At 70.9% G+C, this 17,096-nt stretch carries 19 protein-coding genes; 8 read left to right on the forward strand and 11 right to left on the reverse strand.

Annotation, left to right across the window (positions count from 1 at the left end; all coding sequences use genetic code 11):
- Positions 1-57 precede the first annotated feature (57 nt).
- Both DVR07_RS02995 and DVR07_RS03000 read right to left on the reverse strand, forming a co-directional pair.
- Positions 58-1,176 (reverse strand): DHH family phosphoesterase, encoded by a 1,119-nt coding sequence (locus DVR07_RS02995; RefSeq protein WP_115795299.1) that lies wholly within the window; start codon positions 1,174-1,176, stop codon positions 58-60.
- A 173-nt stretch (positions 1,177-1,349) separates the two neighbouring features.
- The gene (locus DVR07_RS03000; protein ID WP_115795300.1) at positions 1,350-1,883 is read right to left on the reverse strand and encodes an inorganic diphosphatase; all 534 of its coding nucleotides are present in this window, start codon (positions 1,881-1,883) and stop codon (positions 1,350-1,352) included.
- A 269-nt stretch (positions 1,884-2,152) separates the two neighbouring features.
- Here DVR07_RS03000 and DVR07_RS03005 point away from each other — a divergent pair, with 269 nt between their 5' ends.
- Positions 2,153-2,509 (forward strand): PadR family transcriptional regulator, encoded by a 357-nt coding sequence (locus DVR07_RS03005; protein WP_115795301.1) that lies wholly within the window; start codon positions 2,153-2,155, stop codon positions 2,507-2,509.
- Between the two features lie 17 nt (positions 2,510-2,526).
- On the opposite strand, the gene DVR07_RS03010 is transcribed toward DVR07_RS03005, so the two are convergent.
- Positions 2,527-3,180, reverse strand: a complete 654-nt coding sequence (locus DVR07_RS03010) for a DUF7108 family protein (RefSeq protein WP_115795302.1) — start codon at positions 3,178-3,180, stop codon at positions 2,527-2,529.
- Positions 3,173-3,766: a ribonuclease HI gene (rnhA, locus tag DVR07_RS03015; RefSeq protein WP_115795303.1), complete on the reverse strand. Its 594-nt coding sequence runs from the start codon at positions 3,764-3,766 to the stop codon at positions 3,173-3,175. Before rnhA ends, DVR07_RS03010 begins: the two co-directional genes overlap by 8 nt.
- Before the next feature lie 204 nt (positions 3,767-3,970).
- On the opposite strand from rnhA, the gene DVR07_RS03020 reads away from it, so the two are divergent.
- Positions 3,971-4,936 (forward strand): transcription initiation factor IIB, encoded by a 966-nt coding sequence (locus tag DVR07_RS03020; protein WP_115795304.1) that lies wholly within the window; start codon positions 3,971-3,973, stop codon positions 4,934-4,936.
- Between the two features lie 109 nt (positions 4,937-5,045).
- On the opposite strand, the gene DVR07_RS03025 is transcribed toward DVR07_RS03020, so the two are convergent.
- Positions 5,046-6,125 carry a tubulin/FtsZ family protein gene (locus tag DVR07_RS03025; RefSeq protein ID WP_115795305.1) on the reverse strand — a complete coding sequence of 360 codons (1,080 nt, stop codon included), beginning with the start codon at positions 6,123-6,125 and terminating at the stop codon, positions 5,046-5,048.
- A gap of 154 nt (positions 6,126-6,279) precedes the next feature.
- Between DVR07_RS03025 and DVR07_RS03030 the strand changes: the two genes are divergently transcribed.
- The 6 genes from DVR07_RS03030 to DVR07_RS03055 all read left to right on the forward strand — a co-directional run bounded on the left by DVR07_RS03030 (position 6,280) and on the right by DVR07_RS03055 (position 13,026).
- A complete protein-coding gene (locus tag DVR07_RS03030; RefSeq protein WP_115795306.1) occupies positions 6,280-6,882 on the forward strand; it encodes a DUF7310 family coiled-coil domain-containing protein in 603 nt (200 codons plus the stop codon).
- A complete protein-coding gene (locus tag DVR07_RS03035) occupies positions 6,882-7,376 on the forward strand; it encodes a DUF7311 family protein (RefSeq protein WP_115795307.1) in 495 nt (164 codons plus the stop codon). The genes DVR07_RS03030 and DVR07_RS03035 overlap by 1 nt, the downstream gene beginning before the upstream one ends.
- A 283-nt stretch (positions 7,377-7,659) precedes the next feature.
- Complete coding sequence (locus DVR07_RS03040; protein WP_115795308.1) at positions 7,660-9,627, forward strand: ATPase, T2SS/T4P/T4SS family; 1,968 nt, start codon at positions 7,660-7,662, stop codon at positions 9,625-9,627.
- Entirely contained in the window at positions 9,624-11,357 is a 1,734-nt protein-coding gene (locus tag DVR07_RS03045) for a type II secretion system protein (RefSeq protein WP_240318842.1), read from the forward strand. Before DVR07_RS03040 ends, DVR07_RS03045 begins: the two co-directional genes overlap by 4 nt.
- Before the next feature lie 77 nt (positions 11,358-11,434).
- On the forward strand, positions 11,435-12,748 hold the full coding sequence (gene nreA / locus DVR07_RS03050; RefSeq protein WP_115795309.1) for a DNA repair protein NreA: 1,314 nt from the start codon (positions 11,435-11,437) through the stop codon (positions 12,746-12,748).
- Positions 12,749-12,804: 56 nt separating this feature from the next.
- Complete coding sequence (locus tag DVR07_RS03055) at positions 12,805-13,026, forward strand: preprotein translocase subunit TatA (RefSeq protein ID WP_115795310.1); 222 nt, start codon at positions 12,805-12,807, stop codon at positions 13,024-13,026.
- A gap of 17 nt (positions 13,027-13,043) precedes the next feature.
- Here the strand turns inward: DVR07_RS03055 and DVR07_RS03060 are convergent, their stop codons facing one another.
- From DVR07_RS03060 to DVR07_RS03085, 6 genes are all read right to left on the reverse strand, one after another.
- Entirely contained in the window at positions 13,044-13,496 is a 453-nt protein-coding gene (locus DVR07_RS03060) for a DUF302 domain-containing protein (protein WP_115795311.1), read from the reverse strand.
- Positions 13,497-13,580: 84 nt separating this feature from the next.
- Positions 13,581-14,168, reverse strand: a complete 588-nt coding sequence (locus DVR07_RS03065; protein WP_115796284.1) for a CPBP family intramembrane glutamic endopeptidase — start codon at positions 14,166-14,168, stop codon at positions 13,581-13,583.
- Between the two features lie 94 nt (positions 14,169-14,262).
- Positions 14,263-14,556, reverse strand: coding sequence for a DUF5789 family protein (locus DVR07_RS03070; RefSeq protein ID WP_115795312.1), 294 nt, complete (start codon positions 14,554-14,556; stop codon positions 14,263-14,265).
- Positions 14,557-14,692: 136 nt separating this feature from the next.
- A complete protein-coding gene (locus DVR07_RS03075) occupies positions 14,693-15,004 on the reverse strand; it encodes a HalOD1 output domain-containing protein (RefSeq protein WP_162829412.1) in 312 nt (103 codons plus the stop codon).
- Between the two features lie 108 nt (positions 15,005-15,112).
- Entirely contained in the window at positions 15,113-15,700 is a 588-nt protein-coding gene (locus DVR07_RS03080; protein WP_115795313.1) for a plastocyanin/azurin family copper-binding protein, read from the reverse strand.
- A 39-nt stretch (positions 15,701-15,739) separates the two neighbouring features.
- Entirely contained in the window at positions 15,740-17,026 is a 1,287-nt protein-coding gene (locus tag DVR07_RS03085; protein ID WP_115795314.1) for an amidohydrolase, read from the reverse strand.
- Positions 17,027-17,096: the final 70 nt, after the last annotated feature.

Consider the following 17,096-nt stretch of genomic DNA (forward strand, 5'->3'; position numbering starts at 1 on the left):
GAAGGATTCTCCGGGGCGATGACGGTCCTCGGAGAACGGCCCGCGAACGCTCGGTGACTACGAGCTCTCGAACGCCTCGAACAGCGCCTTCCGGGTGCTGGCGTCGATGAGCATGTCCAGCGTCTCCTCGTGGTCGCCGTCGACCTTCGCGAACAGCCCCAGCGGGACCCTGGCGGTCGCGGCGTCGGTGTTCCCGCCGGTCGTCTCGCTCGTGCCGAACGCCGAGTCGAGGATGTCGACCGCGTTGGTCCGGACGTCCTCGGCCCGACAGGAGACGACGATGGTCTGCTCGTGGAGCCCGAACACCGCCGCGGTCGAGACCCCTTCGAGCCGGAGCATCGTGTCGGCGGCCTCGTCGAGCGCCGACACCGAGGGCACCGCCCCGACGTTGGTCACCGCGAAGCTCGCCCGGCGCTCGCGGTTGGCGATGGCATCGCTGATGACGTCGAAGGTGTCGCCGCTCATGCCCGGCGACCGGAGGTCCTCGATGCGGCCGAGGTCGGCGTACGCGTGGAGGAAGCCCGCCGCCTCGTAGTCGTGCTCGCCGTTGGCCCGGCGGAACTCCCGGGTGCCGGCCCGGACGCCGTGGAGCAGCGCGGTGGCGATCCGCTGGTCGGGCACGGCGCCCTCCGACTCCAGCAGCCGCGTCACGGTCGTCGAGGTCGCGCCGTCGCCGGTCGGCGTGACCGTCAGGATGTTCTCCTCGGCGGTCGGCCGGTGGCGGACCACCGCGACCACCGGCGGGTTGTTCGAGAGCCGCGGGACCGCGCCGCCGCCGCCGACCGCGATAGCGGCGTCGGCGTCGGTCAGCTCCTCGGCCCCCTCGTCGCCGACGACCGCGAGTTCGAGGTCGAAGATGTTGCAGAACGTCTTGCTGTCCTCGCCCGTCACGGGACCCTCGGCGAACAGCTGGGCGGTGACGCCCCACTCGGAGCAGAGCGACTGGAGCCCCATCGCGGCCGCCAGCGCGTCGATGCTCGGTCCCTCGGGGACGACGAGCGCGACCCGGTTCTGTCCGGCGACCGTCTCGCGAAGGGCGTCTATCGGTTCGTCGTCGTCCCCTCGGCGCCAGTCGGTCAGCGACTGGGCGGCGTAGAGGACCAGTCCGCCCGAGAGCAACAGCGCCGCGGACACGGCGACCGTCTCTGCGTCGCCGAACGGGGACCCTAATGCCATCGATTCGGCGTTGTTCAGGCCAGCGTCAAATAGTTTCGGGGGTTAGCCCCGGACCTCTCCGCATCGAGATACGTCTCGAATCAGTCAACAGGCCCACCGCGGGCCGCTCCGCGAGGTGGTCGGGAAGCGTTCGACACCGGTTGGGAACCGAGCGGACGCCGCTCGCGCCGGCGTCAGGCGAACTTCTCCTCGTAGAGGTCCATCGCGTGCTCGACGGCGTCCATCGCGGCCTGCCGGTCCTCCCAGCCCAGCGTCTCGGTCTCCTTGCCCGCCTCCAGGTTCTTGTAGGTCTCGAAGAACTCGGAGATTTCGTCCTTCTGCTGCTCGGTGAGGTCGTCGACGTCCTGGACGCCGTCGTACCGGGGGTCCTCGCTGGGGACCGCGATGACCTTGTCGTCCTGCTCGCCGTCGTCGTCCATCTTCATCAGCGCGACCGGCCGGGCCTCGATGACGCAGCCGGGGAACGTCTGGTCCTCGACGAGCACCAGCACGTCGAAGGGGTCCTCGTCGTCGTAGTAGGACTGCGGGATGAAGCCGTAGTCGCTCGGGTAGTGGACGTTGCTGTGGAGGACGCGGTCGAGCACGACGCCGGGGATGTCCTTGTCGTACTCGTACTTATTGCGCTCGCCTTTGAGGCACTCCACGACCGCGTAGATCTCCTCGGGCGGGTTCGGTCCGGTCTCCAGATCTTCCCAGAGGTTCGCCATTGTTGCAGTCCGGGAATCCGTCCGAAGTCGGGAAAGTCCTTTCGGCATCGCGCTCGGAGGGTGATCGTCGCCGAACGCTGGCCATCACCGGACGAGACGACGGTCGCTGGCCGGAAGACCCAAACTGCGTGACACCTCTCGTCGATTCTCGGCCGATAGCTTAACTTTCATAATAAGTGGTGGTACAACCGCCGGATAGCCTACGAAACGACCGGGCGAGTGAGGAAGGATTAAATACTGGCATGACAAACCGGAGGATGTCAGAGTCTATGTCAGAGGCACAGACACTCACAGAGACGAGTACCGCGCGTAATCTCACCGCCTTCCAGCGGAACATCCTGACCATCCTCTCGGAGGAACCGATGTACGGGCTCGCCATCAAGCGCGAGCTCGAGGACTACTACGGCGAGGAGGTCAACCACGGGCGGCTGTACCCCAACCTCGACACCCTCGTCGAGAAGGGCTACGTCGAGAAGAGCGAACTTGACAAGCGAACCAACCAGTACGAACTCACCGACGAGGGGCTCGCAGTGGTCGTCGACGCCCTCCAGTGGACCCTCGGGAAGTTCGTCAACGACGAGGAGCGCGCCGAGCAGGTCCGGGAACTCGTCGCCGACAACGAGTAACGACCTCCCACAGCCCGTTACTCGTCGACGGCCTCGAACACGAGGTCGATAGACTCCTCGACGGCCGCACGCTGTTCTTCGGTCGGCCACGCGTTCCGCGGGAAGTACTCCGCGAGGAACTCCTCTATCTCGCCGCTGGTCGCCGACTCGACCGGCCGGGCGTAGTGGTTGCCCATGAAGTCGGCGAACGCGGCCGCGTTGTCGCCGTGGACGTCGCCGTGGGCCTCGCGTACTCGGGCCGCGATCTCGCGGTTGTGCTCCTCGACCGTCTCCCACTCGTCGGGGTCGCCCGGCCCGGACAGCGACACCTCGACCGCCCGGCCGGTGTCCTCGATGCGGTCGGTCCGGATGCGTACTTCGGCGGTTTCACCGCCTTCGCCTCGTTGCTCCTCCGGAGCGACGCGCTCGACCCACTCGTCGGGGTGGAGGACCAGGGTCGCGCCGGTGTCGTCCTCCCGGACGCGCGCCAGATAGTCGTGTTCGGCGAGCAGGTCGCCCCGTTCCTCGCGGTATGCGTCGGCCTCGGCGTCGTCGACCGCGTCGCGCGCGCGATGGGTCAGTCGCTCGGCGCGCTCGACGACCTCCTCGGGAAGCGTGTCGTCTTCGGAACTAGGAGTCGTCTCACCGTCGTCGGAGCTGTCTGAATCGGTAGCACTGTCGGGATCAGGCATCGTCGAGGGCCTCGTTGGCCAGTTTGTCGGCGCGCTCGTTTATCTCTCTCGGGACGTGGCTGAGCTCCCAGTCGTCGAACGCCGCGAGCAGTTCGCGGACCGTGACCCGGTGCTCGCGGAGGTCGGGGTCGTTGGTGTCCCACGCGCCCGTGACCTGCTTGACGATGAGCTCCGAGTCGCCCTTCACCTCGACCGAGTCGAAGCCGTAGTCGCGGGCCGCCCGGACCCCGCGGATCAGCGCCTCGTACTCGGCCTGGTTGTTGGTCGCGCGCCCGATAGTCTCGCCGCCCTCGGCCGCGATACCGTCGCTGGTGACGATGACCCAGCCCGCGGCGGCCGGCCCCGGGTTCCCGCGGCTCGCGCCGTCGAAGTAGACGTAGGCGTGGCCGCCCGCGTCTCGGAGCAGCGCCTCGATATCCTGGGGGTTCGAGCCCTGCACGACGACCTTTCCGTCGTAGGCGACCGCGTTCGCGTCGCCGTGCGTCGCGCGCCACCGCTCGTGGTCGGAGTTGCCCGCCGACACGTCGGCACCGGCGTCGGCCAGTTTCTCGCGCGCAGCCTCCACGTCGCACTCGATGACGGGCATGCGGTCTCCTCCACGGCAGCCGCATAAACCCTTTCCGGATGGCGGTCCGTAGTGACGGACGTCTCCGCTCGGCCGAGCGGGGACGAGTGCCGCCAGCCCGCCGATATCGGACGGACGCCGCGAATTTGGCGGGACGACCCCCGATTAAGGACCCGTTACCGGCCGAGGGTTTAAGTGCGTCCACACTACTACTATAAAAGTGCGATGACACGGTCCACTCGCCAGCGGGAGCGCCAAGCCGAGGCGGAGCAAACGGAGGACGAGTCAGAGGGTGTACGGGAGTGCCCCGAGTGCAACTCTGACAACCTCGTGAAAAGTTCCGACAGGGCGGAACTCGTGTGTGAAGACTGCGGACTGGTCGTCGAGGAGGAGCAGATCGACCCCGGTCCCGAGTGGCGCGCGTTCAACCACCAGGAGCGCCAGGAGAAGTCCCGCGTCGGGGCCCCGACCACCCAGACGATGCACGACAAGGGGCTGACGACCACCATTGACTGGAAGGACAAGGACGCGTACGGTCGCTCGATCTCCTCGAAGAAGCGCAGCCAGATGCACCGCCTGCGCAAGTGGCAGGAGCGCATCCGGACCAAGGACGCGGGCGAGCGCAACCTCCAGTTCGCGCTCAGCGAAATCGACCGCATGGCCTCGGCACTCGGCGTCCCGCGGTCGGTCCGTGAGGTCGCCAGCGTCATCTACCGGCGGGCGCTCAAGGAGGACCTCATCCGGGGGCGCTCCATCGAGGGCGTCGCCACCAGCGCGCTCTACGCGGCCTGTCGAAAGGAGGGCATCCCGCGAAGCCTCGAAGAGATCTCGGAGGTATCGCGCGTCGAACGCAAGGAGATCGGTCGAACCTACCGGTACATCTCCCAGGAGCTCGGCCTGGAGATGAAACCCGTCGACCCGAAGAAGTACGTCCCGCGGTTCTGTTCGGAACTCGAACTCAGCGAGGAGGTCCAGACCAAGGCCAACGAGATCATCGAGACCACCGCCGAGGAAGGGCTCCTCTCGGGCAAGTCGCCGACCGGCTACGCGGCGGCGGCGATCTACGCGGCGTCGCTGCTCTGCAACGAGAAGAAGACCCAGCGCGAGGTCGCCGACGTCGCCCAGGTCACCGAGGTCACCATCCGGAACCGCTACCAGGAACAGATCGAGGCGATGGGCATCCACAGCTAGGGTCTCGGCCGCCGACCGACTTCTCGCGGTTTCCAGTCCCGACTGTCGCCGACGGAGGACTGTCAGCCTCTTCGTCGCGGAAAATCGAGGGAGCGCGGCGAGAGCGCCGCTAGATCAGGTCGTCGAGTTGGTCGTTGTGGAACTGCTCGGCCGGGTCCCGGTCGGGCTCGTCGGCCTCCTTGCTCGCCTGCTTGGCTCGCTCGAGGAACTCCTCGATGCGCTCGGAGCGTTCGACGCCTCCGAGCAGGATGAGCGCCGCCAGCCGGCCGCTGTCGAGCGGGAAGTCCCCGCCCCGGACTTGGAGGCTGCCGGTCTCCTCCTCGACCCACTTTCGCGCGCGCTCGACGCCCTTCCGCGGGATGGTCTCCGGTTGTCCGGCGACGACCAGCAGGCCCGAGTCCGCCTCGACGGCGTTCGGGAGGCTGAGGTTGCTGAGGAGGGCGCGACGGGTGATGGAGGTGACGGTGTTGATGTTCGCCTCGGCGTCCTCGGCCGCCTCGGCGCTGGCGAACCCGAGCGTGGCGATGCCGCCCGAACGGAGCGTGTTGATGACCTCGCTGGAGTCGACCACGCTCTCGCCGACCCCTTCGACGGCCTCGCCCGAGGCGAACAGCAGGCCGACGCGCTGGGCGATGTTCTGGTTGATCTTCTCGAATGCTTCGCCGACGCTCTCGCCGGAGGTGTGCCAGGCGTCGTTGTCGATGAGGAGGGTCGCGTCGGCCTCGCGTACCAGGGTCTTGAGCGACCGGCCGGCGTTGGCCTGGTACATCGCGCCCTCGCCCCGGCCGGGGAGGACGCCGAGGCCGTAGACGGGCATCTCGTAGACCTGGTTGAGTTCGTGGGCGAGCACCGGCGCGCCGCCCGACCCGGTCCCGCCGCCGAGGCCGGCGACGACGAAGATGGCCTCGGCCTGCGCGGTGATGCGCCCGTCGAGGGCGTCCATCACTTCGGTCGCGTCGCTCTGCATCACTTCGGCGCCGAGTTCGTTGTCGCCGCCGACGCCGTGGCCCTTCACGCGCTCCTGGCCGACGAGGACGGTATCGAGGTCGAGCTCTCGGAGGTCCGCCTCGGCCGAGTTGACCGCGAGGGCCCCCTGGACCGCGCCGAAACCCATCCGCTGGTCGTACTCGGCCAGGCGCTGGGTGAGCTTCCCCCCGGCCTGTCCGACACCAATCAGGACGACTTTCATGGGCGTTGAGTTGAATTGACGGCTAATCAACTTTCCGGCGTCGACCGAGCGCTGGCGCGCGGAAATCGACCGTCGGGACCGCGTGGCCGCTGGTCGACGACCCGGATACGGGCCCGGCGAAGGTTTAAATCCGAGACCGAGGCGAACCGGAGCCATGTCCGACGCGACCGACGCCGACACCGACGAACTCGACCGCCGGCTCCGCGCGGTCGAGCGCGCGCTGACCGACGACGACCGCGCGCTCACGGAGCTGCGGGACGCGGCGGAACTGACCCGCGACCTCGACCGGCTCGCCGACAGAGTCGACGACGCGACCGAGCGCCTCGACGACCTCGACGCCGCCACCCAGGCGCTCCGGGGCTACGTCGGCAGCGTCCGCGCGGTCGACGAGTCGGTCGAGCGCCGGGCCGACGCCGCACTGGCGAAGGCCGAGGCGGTCGAGGATCGCCTGGCGGACGTCGAGTCGAAGGTGACGGACGAAAAGCAGGTTCGGGCGGGCGAAACGCGAGCGGACGGTGCGATGCCCGCGACGCAGTCGCCGGGCGGTGGCGGACTGGGAAGCGGTTCGGATTCCAAGGCCGAACCGGCCGTGCGCGACCGCCGACCTCGCTCCGGCCGACCGTGCGACTGCGAATCGCGCCGGGCGACTTCGCGGGGCCGACCGGGACCTGACGCCGATGCGGACGCCCGCGAAGCCGGCCGCGACGACTCGAGCCTGCTCGACCGCCTGTCGGCGTCACTTCGAGGTCTGATGTAGTGCTCCGCCTGGTCCTCGCGGCCGCGCTCGCGGTGGCGCTGGTCGCGGCCGTCACGCCCGCGCTCGACGACGCGCGAGCGACCCGGACCGAACGCCTCGCCGGGCGCGAACTCGACCGGGTCGGGGCGGCCGCGGCGAGCCTCGCTCGCGAGGAATCGCCCGGTGCACGCCGGACGCTCGACCTGTCGCTGCCCACTGGCTCGCCGACCGCGGCCCCGCTGACGTTCGTCGCACTCGGTGGGTTACCGGACGGCGAATCGACAGCGAGCGACGCCGCCGGTCGCGACGTGTTGGCCTTCCGGGTCGCGGGTGGACGACGACACGTCCGTCGGGTCGCGGTCGACCTGCGGGTCGTCCGGGACGGGCGAATTTCGGAGGACGACCGGACCATCGTCCTCCGCAGCGGCGGGTCCTACGCGGTGACGCTCCGTCTCGTTCGCTCGGACGGGCGTCGGATCGTGGTGGTTTCGGTAGGGTCGTCTGGGGAACTGTAGCGTGCTCTTGGTATAGTCTGGAAGTATCACGACCGAGCAGAGGGTGAAGAATCGGTGAGAAGCTAGCTACTGCCGTCACCGATGAATTTCCGCACAGCACCGCCCGCACTGCGACCGCGGGCCTCACCCCTCCCCAGCCTCGGCGGCCGCCTGAACGCGGCCGCCTCCCTCGCACGCCTGGCGGACCCCAGGGTCCGCCAGCGCGCGCCGGAATCGGTAGGTTGGCACCGCAGACCGGACCCCGTACGAGACTTTAAACCCGAGGACGGGACGAATCCCGGCCATGCGAAACCCGCTCGCGCGATTCCGCGACGCAGAGCCCGAATGCGCCTGCGAGCCCGCTTTCGAGGGCGACCGCCTGGTGGTCGACGCGGCGGACTGCCCCGGCGCGGGCGACCTCACGGCCGAACCGGCGTGCCGCGAGTCGGTCGTCGGCGCGTTAGCCGACCGCGAGGCCGAGTCGGTCGTGACCCGGACCGACCGGCTCGAACGCGCCTACGAGGGCGAGTCGGCCGCGCTCCTCGTCGCCGCCGGCCGGTTCGTCGAGCGCGGAGCGTTCTACGACCGGTCGCTCGCCGACCGGGCGATGCGCGACCCGCTCGGTGCCGCCAGGGCGGCGGTCGGGCGCGCCGGGCCGGTGGGAGCCATCGTCGCCGAGACGAGTCTCGCCGAGTTCGCCCAGCGCGCGGAGGGGTACGCCGACGCGCTCCGGCCGTTCGTCGGCCCGCCGATAGCGAGGGCTCGCGTCGCGCCCGACCCGCCGCCGGACGCCGCCTTCGCGTCGACCCGCCGGCTCGCCACCGGTGCGACCGTCCGGGTCTACGCCGACGACCGCGCGCTCCGGACCTACCACCTCGAGCCGGTCGAACACGGCTTCGACGACGCCGCGCTCGGGGTCCTCGCCGAGGCCTACGAACTTCTCGCCGAGGGCGGGGTCCCCGCCGGCGAGCGGGCGCCGGGCCGGGCGGTCCGGGAGGTCGCCGGTCCCGACGCGCCGGTCGAGGCGCTCGCGGCCGCGCTCCACAAGCACACCCGCGGGTACGGCGTCCTCGCGGACTTCTTCGCCGACCCCGACGTCTCGGACGTGTTCGCCACCGCTCCGGTCGACGGGAACCCGATCCGCGTGACGGTCGACGGCGAGCGCATGCGGACCAACGTCCGGCTCACCGACGCCGGCGCGCGGGCGCTGGCCTCGCGGTTCCGCCGGTCGAGCGGCCGGGCGTTCTCGCGGGCCGCCCCCACGCTCGACGCGACCGCCGACCTCGACGCTGGGGCCTACGTCCCCGCCGCGGACGACGAGGGAGAGAACGGTTCCGGTCCGCGCACCGCTACCGCCGACGGCACGGTCCGGGTCGCGGGCGTCACCGACCCCGTGAGCGACGGCCCCGGATTCGCGTTCCGGGCTCACGACGCCACGCCCTGGACGCTGCCCGCCCTCGTGGCCAACGACACCGTCTCTGCACGGGCGGCCGCCCTGCTCTCGCTCGCGGCCGAGCGCGCCGCGGCCGGTCTCGTCGCCGGGCCCCGCGGCGCGGGCAAGACCACCTTGCTGGGCGCGCTCTGCTGGGAGCTCCCGGCCGCGACCAGAACCGTCGTCATCGAGGACACGCCCGAACTCCCCGTCTCGGCGCTCCAGCGCCGCGGCCGGGACGTCCAACCCCTCCGGACCGAGTCGGGCGACGGGCCTGGCCTCGAACCCCCTGCGGCGCTCCGGACAGCGCTCCGCCTCGGGGAGGGCGCGCTGGTGGTCGGCGAGGTCCGGGGCGAGGAGGCCGCGGTGCTCTACGAGGCGATGCGGGTCGGCGCGAGCGGCGACGCGGTGCTGGGCACCATCCACGGCGACGGCGGCACGGGGGTCCGAGAGCGCGTCGTCTCGGACCTCGGCGTCCCGGCCTCCTCGTTCGCGGTGACCGACCTCGTGGTGACGCTCGAAGCGATTCCCACCCCCGAGGGGAAGCGCCGGCGAGTGAAGGCCATCGAGGAGGTCGTCGACGGCGAGCGGTTCGCCGCCCTCTTCGAGGTCGGAGCGGCCGACGCCCAGACGAACCCGGACGGCGAACCCGGGGCGACGGGGCGGATCGACCGCGGGAACAGTCGGCTCGTGGCGTCGCTCGCGGCGGCCGGCGAGTCCTACGCCGACGTGCGCGCGGCGCTCGCAGACCGTCGGGAGCTGCTCTCGCGACTGGCCCGCGAAGGGCGGACCGACCCGAGCGCCGTGGTTTCGGCCTACGCCGACCGGAGGGAGACGTGAGCCGGGCGTCCGAGGCCCGGAGTCCGCCCGACCGCGTCGACGTCCGTCTGATTCGCCGTCTCGCCAGCCTCCACCCGTGGCCGGTCGAGCCCGGCGAGGACCTTCCGCGGGCGCTCTCGTACCTCGACGCCGGCGTCGACGCCGAGACGACGGTCCGGGCCGGCTACGGCGCCGCAACGCTCGTCGGACTCCTCGGGCTCCCCGCAGTTGCGCTCGCGCCGGGCCGACTCCGCGCGGCCGTCGCGGCCGGAGTAGTCGCCCTCTCGTGCGGCGTGGCCTACGCCGCGAAGCGGGGTCCCGTCGCGCTGGCGACCGCCCGGCGGACCGCCGCGCTCGGGGCCGCTCCGGCACTCGTCGCGCGAGCGGTGCTACGGATGCGGATCGAACCCGCGACCGAGCGCGCGGCGGCGTTCGCGGCCCGGGGGGAGGGCCGACTCGCCGACAGCCTCGGCGAGCACGTTCGACAGGCCGACGGGACCCCCGAGTCGGGACTCGCCGCGTTCGGCGCGGCGTGGGCCGACTGGAACCCGCCGCTTCGCCGGGCCGCGCTGCTCGTGGAGGCGGCGGCCGACGCGCCCGCGGGCGAGCGCGGGGCGACGCTCGACCGGGCGATGGACGCGATACTCGACGGCACCCGCGACCGGATGGCCGCGTTCGCCGAGTCGGTCCGCGGCCCGACGAACGCCCTCTACGCCTTCGGGGTCCTGCTCCCGCTCGCGCTGGTCGCGGTCCTCCCCGCGGCCTGGGTGGCTGGCGTCCCGCTCTCGGTTCCCGCGCTGGTGGTCCTCTACGATCTGCTGTTACCGGCACTGCTCGTCGGAGCCGGCTCCTGGCTGCTGGTCCGCCGGCCCGCCGCGTTCCCGCCGCCCGCGGTGTCCCGGGACCACCCCGACGTCCCCGACCGACGGCTGCTCGCCCCGGCGGTCGGGGTCGGCGCTGGCCTGCTCGCCGGAATCGCGACCGCGACCGCGTCGCTCCCGAACTGGACCCGGTGGCCGGCGTCCGTCGGCGCTGCGGTCGGTGCGGCCCTCGTGATCCGGTACCGGCCGGTGAAACGCGTCCGTGACGACGCCCGCGCGGTGGAGGTCAACCTGACCGACGCGCTCTACCTGGTCGGCCGGCGGGTCAGCGACGGCGCCGCGGTCGAGGCCGCCGTCGCGGACGCCGCGCCCGAGGTCGCGGGTCGAACCGGCGAGATCCTGACCGAGGCCGCGGGCGTCCAGCGCCGCCTCCGGGTCGGCGTCCGCGAGGCGTTCCTGGGCGAGCACGGCGCGCTCGCCGACGTGCCGAGCCCGCAGGGCCGGAGCGTGGCCGCGCTGCTGGCCGTGGCCGCTCGCGAGGGCCGGCCCGCCGGGCGCGCGGTGGTCGCGATGGCCGACCACGTCGACGACCTCCAGCGCGTCGAGCGCGAGGCCCGGCGGGAACTCGCGAGCGTGACCGGGACGCTCCGGAACACCGCGGCCGTCTTCGGCCCGCTGGTCGGCGGCGCCACGGTCGCGCTCGCCGACGGGATGGCCGCCGGGACGCTGGGCGAACCCCTCCCGACCGCGGCGCTCGGCCTCGCCGTGGGAACCTACGTCCTGCTGTTGGCCGCCGTCCTGACGACGCTGGCGACCGGCCTGGAGCGGGGATTCGACCGCGCCCTGGTCGGCTACCGGGTCGGGCTGGCGCTGCTCGCCGCGGTGGGGTCGTTCTTCGCCGGATACGTCGGGGCGGGGTTCGCGCTGTAAAGGCGGCTTCGTCCGCGGAAGCGTCGTGGAGACCGGGCGAGTAAGGTTCAAATCGCTCGGGTGCAAAGGGTCGACGAATGCGTCTCGACGAGTACATCGAGGGCCTCGGCCCGGACGAGGACGACCGCAAGCGCCGGCTCGCCGAGGAGAAGTCCTACGAGATTCTCGACTACGTCGAGGAGGTCGAGGACCGCTTCGCCGAGGTCACCCAGGGCGACTCGCTGGTGGGGTCGACCTCGCCCTCGGTGTTCGTCGGGCGGTCGAACTACCCGAACGTCTCGACCGGCATCCTCTCGCCGGTCGGCGAGGAGGAGCGGGCCGCCGAGTTCGCCACCAGCGGCGAGTGGTACGACAGGGGTCTCGACATCGACAACGTGCTCCAGTACCGGACCGGCCTGCTCAACTCAAACCACGCGGCGAACGTCGACAACGTCGCCGACGCCTGGGACGGGTTCGTCGGCACCCAGCGCGAAGTCGCCATCGCCGACCGGCCGGTCGACGTCGAGATCGGCCTCTCGGACTCGCTGGACCTCGACCTCGACGTCGACGACGTCACCACGCCGACAGGACCCTCGGCCCGGGCGACCTCCGCGGACCTGACCGAGAACCCCCACGTTCCCCGGCCGGTGAAGAAGACCCTCGAGGACGACGACTGGCAGGCCCAGGGCGCGATGACCTACCTCTACCGCCGGGGGTTCGACGTGTACGAGATCAACGACATCCTCTCGGCGGGCGCGCTCGGCCGGGGGCGGAACCGCCGCCTCGTCCCGACCCGGTGGTCCATCACCGCGGTCGACGACACGATCGGTCAGTTCCTCCGGGGGCAGATCCAGACCAACCCGAGCGTCGACGAGACCCAGGTCTGGGTCAACGAGTACGTCGGCAACCGCTACTGGGTGATTCTCACGCCCGGCCAGTGGGAGTTCGAACTGGTCGAGATGAAGGCGCCCGGCAGCATCTGGAACCAGGACCCGACCGGCGAGACGTGGATGGGAGCCGCCCACGAGGGGTTCGAGGGCCGGACCGGCTACGTCGACGAGACCGCCGGGGCCTACTACGCCTCCCGGCTCGGAGTGCTCGAGCACCTCGAATCCGTCGGCCGGCAGGCCAAGTGCCTGGTGCTCCGGGAGGTCTCGGACGACTACTGGGCGCCGGTCGGCGTCTGGCAGATCCGCGAGAGCGTCCGCAACGCATTCGAGGGCGCCCCCGGGAGCGCCACCGACAGGGGGCTCGGCGAGAACGACGATCTCGCCGGCGAGTACGGCGAGGCCGAGACGTTCCACGGCGCGGTCCGCGAGATCGCGCCCCAGCTCCCGGTCTCGCTGGCCGCCCTCCGCCGGAAGTCCCACCTGCTGTCGGGCCTGCAGGCGAACCTCGCGGACTTCTCCTGACTCCTGGTCGTCGGGGCGTGCCAAGACTTATTCCGCTTCTCGGTCCATCTTCGACCATGGTTCCCCTGCAGGTCGCCGTCCCCGGCGGCGTGGAACTGCTCGTCATCCTCCTCGTCGCCCTGATCGTGTTCGGGGTCCCGGTCGTCCTGGCCGGCGTCGGGCTCTACCTCTACCGGCAGTCGAAGTCCGACCGGCCCGCCGGCGAGGAAATCGAGTCGCTCCGCCGGGAGGTCGAGCGCCTCCGCGAGGAGATAAACCGGCTGGACGACGAGAAGTAGCTGCGCGTCGGTATCACCTACGCCGTGTCCAGATTCGCCCAGGCCTCCTCGACCAGGCCGCCCGTCTCGGCCACGATGTCGTCCCACACCTCGTCGTCGGGCGCCATCCCGACCAGTCGCGCGATGCGCATGATACTGACGTGGTAGACCACCTGCGTGCCGGGCTCCTCCTCCCAGATCACCACGTTACACGGGAACAGCCCGCCGATGCGGTTCTCGCTCGCCTCCAGCGCCCGGTCGGCCACGCCGGGATTGCACGCCCCCAGCACGTAGTAGGGGTCGTGGTCGGCGCCCTCGACCTTCTCGTTGAGCAGTTCCGACGGGGAGAACTCCTCCGGCACGCCGAAGCCGGCGTCGGTGAACGCCTCGCGGACGTGTTCGACGGCTTCCTCGTGTTCCATCTCCAGAGTTGCCCGCTTCTCGCCGATGTCTGCGGCGTCGAGCTGCGTGGGGTCTATTGGAAGACTCATACAAGACTCATTACGCGGCGGAGCCGGAAAAGTCCGCCCATCCGGGCCGTCCCAGCCGGAGTCGTGTGGAAGCAGCGTCCGCCCTCACAGCGGCACCGGCAGCCACCGCAGCCACCGGACGACCTGCTCCGGCGGGAATATCGGCGGGTGGAGCACCAGCCAGTCCAGCAGCCCGAGGCCGAGGCCGTGGGCGACCACCGACGGGAGGATGGAGTTGCTCTTGTAGTCGACCGCGCCGAACAGCACGTCGGTTGGGCCCGACAGCATGAGTTCGATGGGCGGCTTGTACATGTGGTGGAACGCGTACACCACGGGGCTGATGAACACGCTCTTGAAGCCGATCTCCCGGACCCCGACGCAGAGCAGCCCCCGGTAGTACGTCTCCGCCGCCAGCGCGATGACGAACTGCGCGACGACGTGCGGGAGGAACTCCCCGAGCGCGGCGCTCGTCCGCCACATCGGGTAGTAGCCGCGTATCGTCGGGAGCGACGACCCGACCACGTAGAACGGGAGCACGAACAGCGACAGCAGGACGGTGTTGCGGATCGCGGTCCGGTCGACCCGGTAGCCGATGGTGCGGCCGTGCCGGACCGCCAGCCCGAGCGGCGCGAGGATGTAGACGACGGTGTCTCGGACGAGTCGCTCGTTCAGGCCCCGCACGTCCCAGGCCATCCACGCGACGGTCAGGACTGCGCCGGCGAGGAGCGCGCGCTGGACCCAGCTCAGCCGGGCGACGCCCCGGCGGACCGCCCGAGCGACTGACACGCTACTCGTCGGCCGTCGGGATCGGTCCGGTGCCGGCCTCCGCGCGGACCTCTTCGAGGAACTCCTGGCGGCTCTCGAAGTACGTCTCGTCGACCGCGGCCAGCAGGTCGCCCAGTTCGCGCGGGCCGTCGGGCGTCCGGACCGACGTCTCCTCGCTCTCCTTCCGGAGTATCTCGCTCTTCTGGACCGGCCAGTGGAGTCGAGAGGCGACGCGAACGAGCGGCGCGCCCTCGACGGGTTCGCCCTCGCCGAGTTCGACGGCTGGTTCTTCCTCTTCCTCGTTGTCGTCGGCCATACGGCCGGATTCGAATCCCTCGGGATTAGAGCTTTCGGAACGACCGTTCGCGCGCCGAGGCCCGCAAATCGGCGCCGGCGGCTGGCGGACGCGGCGCCGGCGGCTGGCGGACGCGGCGCCGGCGGATCGGCGTCAGTCAGTCGCGGACGACGACGTAGCCGTCGCTGTAGACGGTCACTTCGTAGCCGCGCAGGTCGAATACGACGCGGCCGCTCCCCCGCGGCGCGCCGTCGTATCGGTCGCTGAAGAGGCTGTCGAGGGCGTCGGGGTCGATCTTGTCGTAGAGCGGCGTCCCGAGTTCGGCCGGGTCGACGTCGGCGGCGTCGGCGACGGCGTCGATGACCGCCGCGCTGAGCGGCCGGTCGCGGTCGGTCGGCGCGCGCTCGGCTGTCGCGCGGTCGGTGAAATCGGGCGTCTCGTCGAGGTTCTCGGCGGCGTTTTCGCTCATTTGTCGTCTTCCTCCGTTCGATCGAAGATACGGGACGTTGCCGCAGCAATCTACAAAAAATCTCCGCATCAATTTGAATTGGTTATTCGTTTATCAGAATCGAGTTGCTCACTCCAGTCCGTAGTCTCCGCCGTACTTCAGGAAGAAGTACGCGAGGGCGACGACCGAGACCATCGCCGCCACGGTGACGATGCCGACGACGCGGGCGCTCTCCGGGAGGTCCGGGAGCGCTCCGCCGCCGTCGCCGCCCTCGCCCGCGTCGGCCGAGACCGTGAGCTCCGCGACCATCCCGGCCGTCTCGTGCGGGATGCAGAAGTAGCCGTACGTCCCCTCGACCTCGAAGGTGTGCTGGTACGTCTCGCCGCCCGCGACATCGCCCTCCGGGTAGGCGTTCCGGGCGGCCTGCTCGCCGTCGAACCCGCCCGAGGCGAAGTACGCCGCGTCCTCGGGGATCTCGTCCTCGTAGGCGGTCACGGAGTGGCCGACGGTGCCGACGTTGTCCCAGACGACGGTCGTTCCGGGCGCGACCGTCGCCTCGTCCGGGTCGAACACGAGGTTGTCGGTCATGTCGATCGTCCGCTGTGCGCCCTGCGTGCGCGCCGCGGCCCTGCCCTCGGCGTACGACGAGACGGCGGCGCCCGCGGACGCACCGAGGAACCCGCGTCGAGTAACGGCGGTCGAACTGTCTTTCCCCATCGCGCGCCTCTACGACCCGGAGTGTAAAACCGTTAACTTTTATTCGGGCGAATCGGCGGCGATTCGCCGGATCGCCCCGGCGAGCACGTCCACGCCGATCGGGATCGTCTCCTCGTCGACGTCGAACGTCGCGGTGTGGTGGCCGCCGGGGTGGTCGGTGCCGACGCCGACGTAGGCGGCCTTGCCGCCGTTTCGCTGGACCGCTCGCATCAGGTAGGTCGCGTCCTCGCTGCCGCCGAGTTCGTCGCGCTCGACCACGCTGTCGACGCCGTCGGTCTCGCCCGCCACGTCGCCGACGACCGAGACGAGCTCGGCGTCGCTCTCGGCGCTGGGGGCCTCGCCGTTGGTCGCGATCTCGACGTCGCAGCCGTGCATCTCGGCGGCCGACTCGATGGTCCGCTCGGCGCGCTCGACCATGTAGTCCTTGAGCTCGGTGGTCTCGCCCCGGACCTCGCCCTCGATGTACGCCTCCTCCGGGATGATGTTCGTCGCGGTGCCGCCGCCGACCTGGCCGGCGTTGACCCGGGTCGCGCCGTCCTCGTGGCGCGGGATGGCGTAGAGGTTCTGGACCGCGGTCGCCATCGCCTGGACCGCGTTCTCGCCCTCGTTGGGCTCGCCGCCCGCGTGGGCGGGTTCGCCCGCGAACTCCGCCCGGAAGTGGCTCACCGCGAGGAAGCCGTCCATCCCCGCGACGATCTCGCCGGTCGGGTGGTCGAGGCCGACGTGGGCCGCCAGCAGGTAGTCGACGTCGGCGAGGTGGTCGCTCTCGGCCATCGACTTCCCGCCCGCGATCATCTCCTCGCCGGGCTGGAAGAACACCTTCAGCGTGCCCTCGAAGTCGCTGTCCTTCACCGCCTCGATGACCCCGAGCCCGATGGTCGCGTGGGCGTCGTGGCCGCAGGCGTGCATCGCGCCCTCGTGCTCCGACCGGAACCCCTGGGCGACCGGCGCGTGGCCCTCGTCGGTCGACTCCGCTCGGAGGAGGCCGTCGATGTCCACGCGGAGGCCGACGGTCGGGCCCTCGCCGCGTTCGAGGACCGCGACCGCGCCGGTGTACCCGCCCTCCAGTCGGTCGAGGACGTCCTCGTCGGCGCCGGCCTCACGGGCCCGCTCGTACCACTCCTCGAGTTCCTCGTCGTCCGGGACCGCCATGCGCTCGTCCTCGGCGATGGCGTCCGGCCCGACGTGGAGGGCGTCCACGCCGATGCGCTCGAGTTCCGCGACGATGCGCGCGGTGGTGTAGAACTCCCGCCACGCGGGCTCGGGGTGGCGGTGGAGGTCGCGTCGGATCTCGACCAGTCGGTCGCGTTCGGCCTGTCGGCTCATGTGGGGTCCCAGGAGCGCACGGGGCTTAAGTGCTTGAGGCCCGGCAAGCCGGACGCCGAATTGCGTGCGT

The organism is Halorussus rarus (assembly GCF_003369835.1).
Classification (GTDB): Archaea; Halobacteriota; Halobacteria; order Halobacteriales; family Haladaptataceae; genus Halorussus; species Halorussus rarus.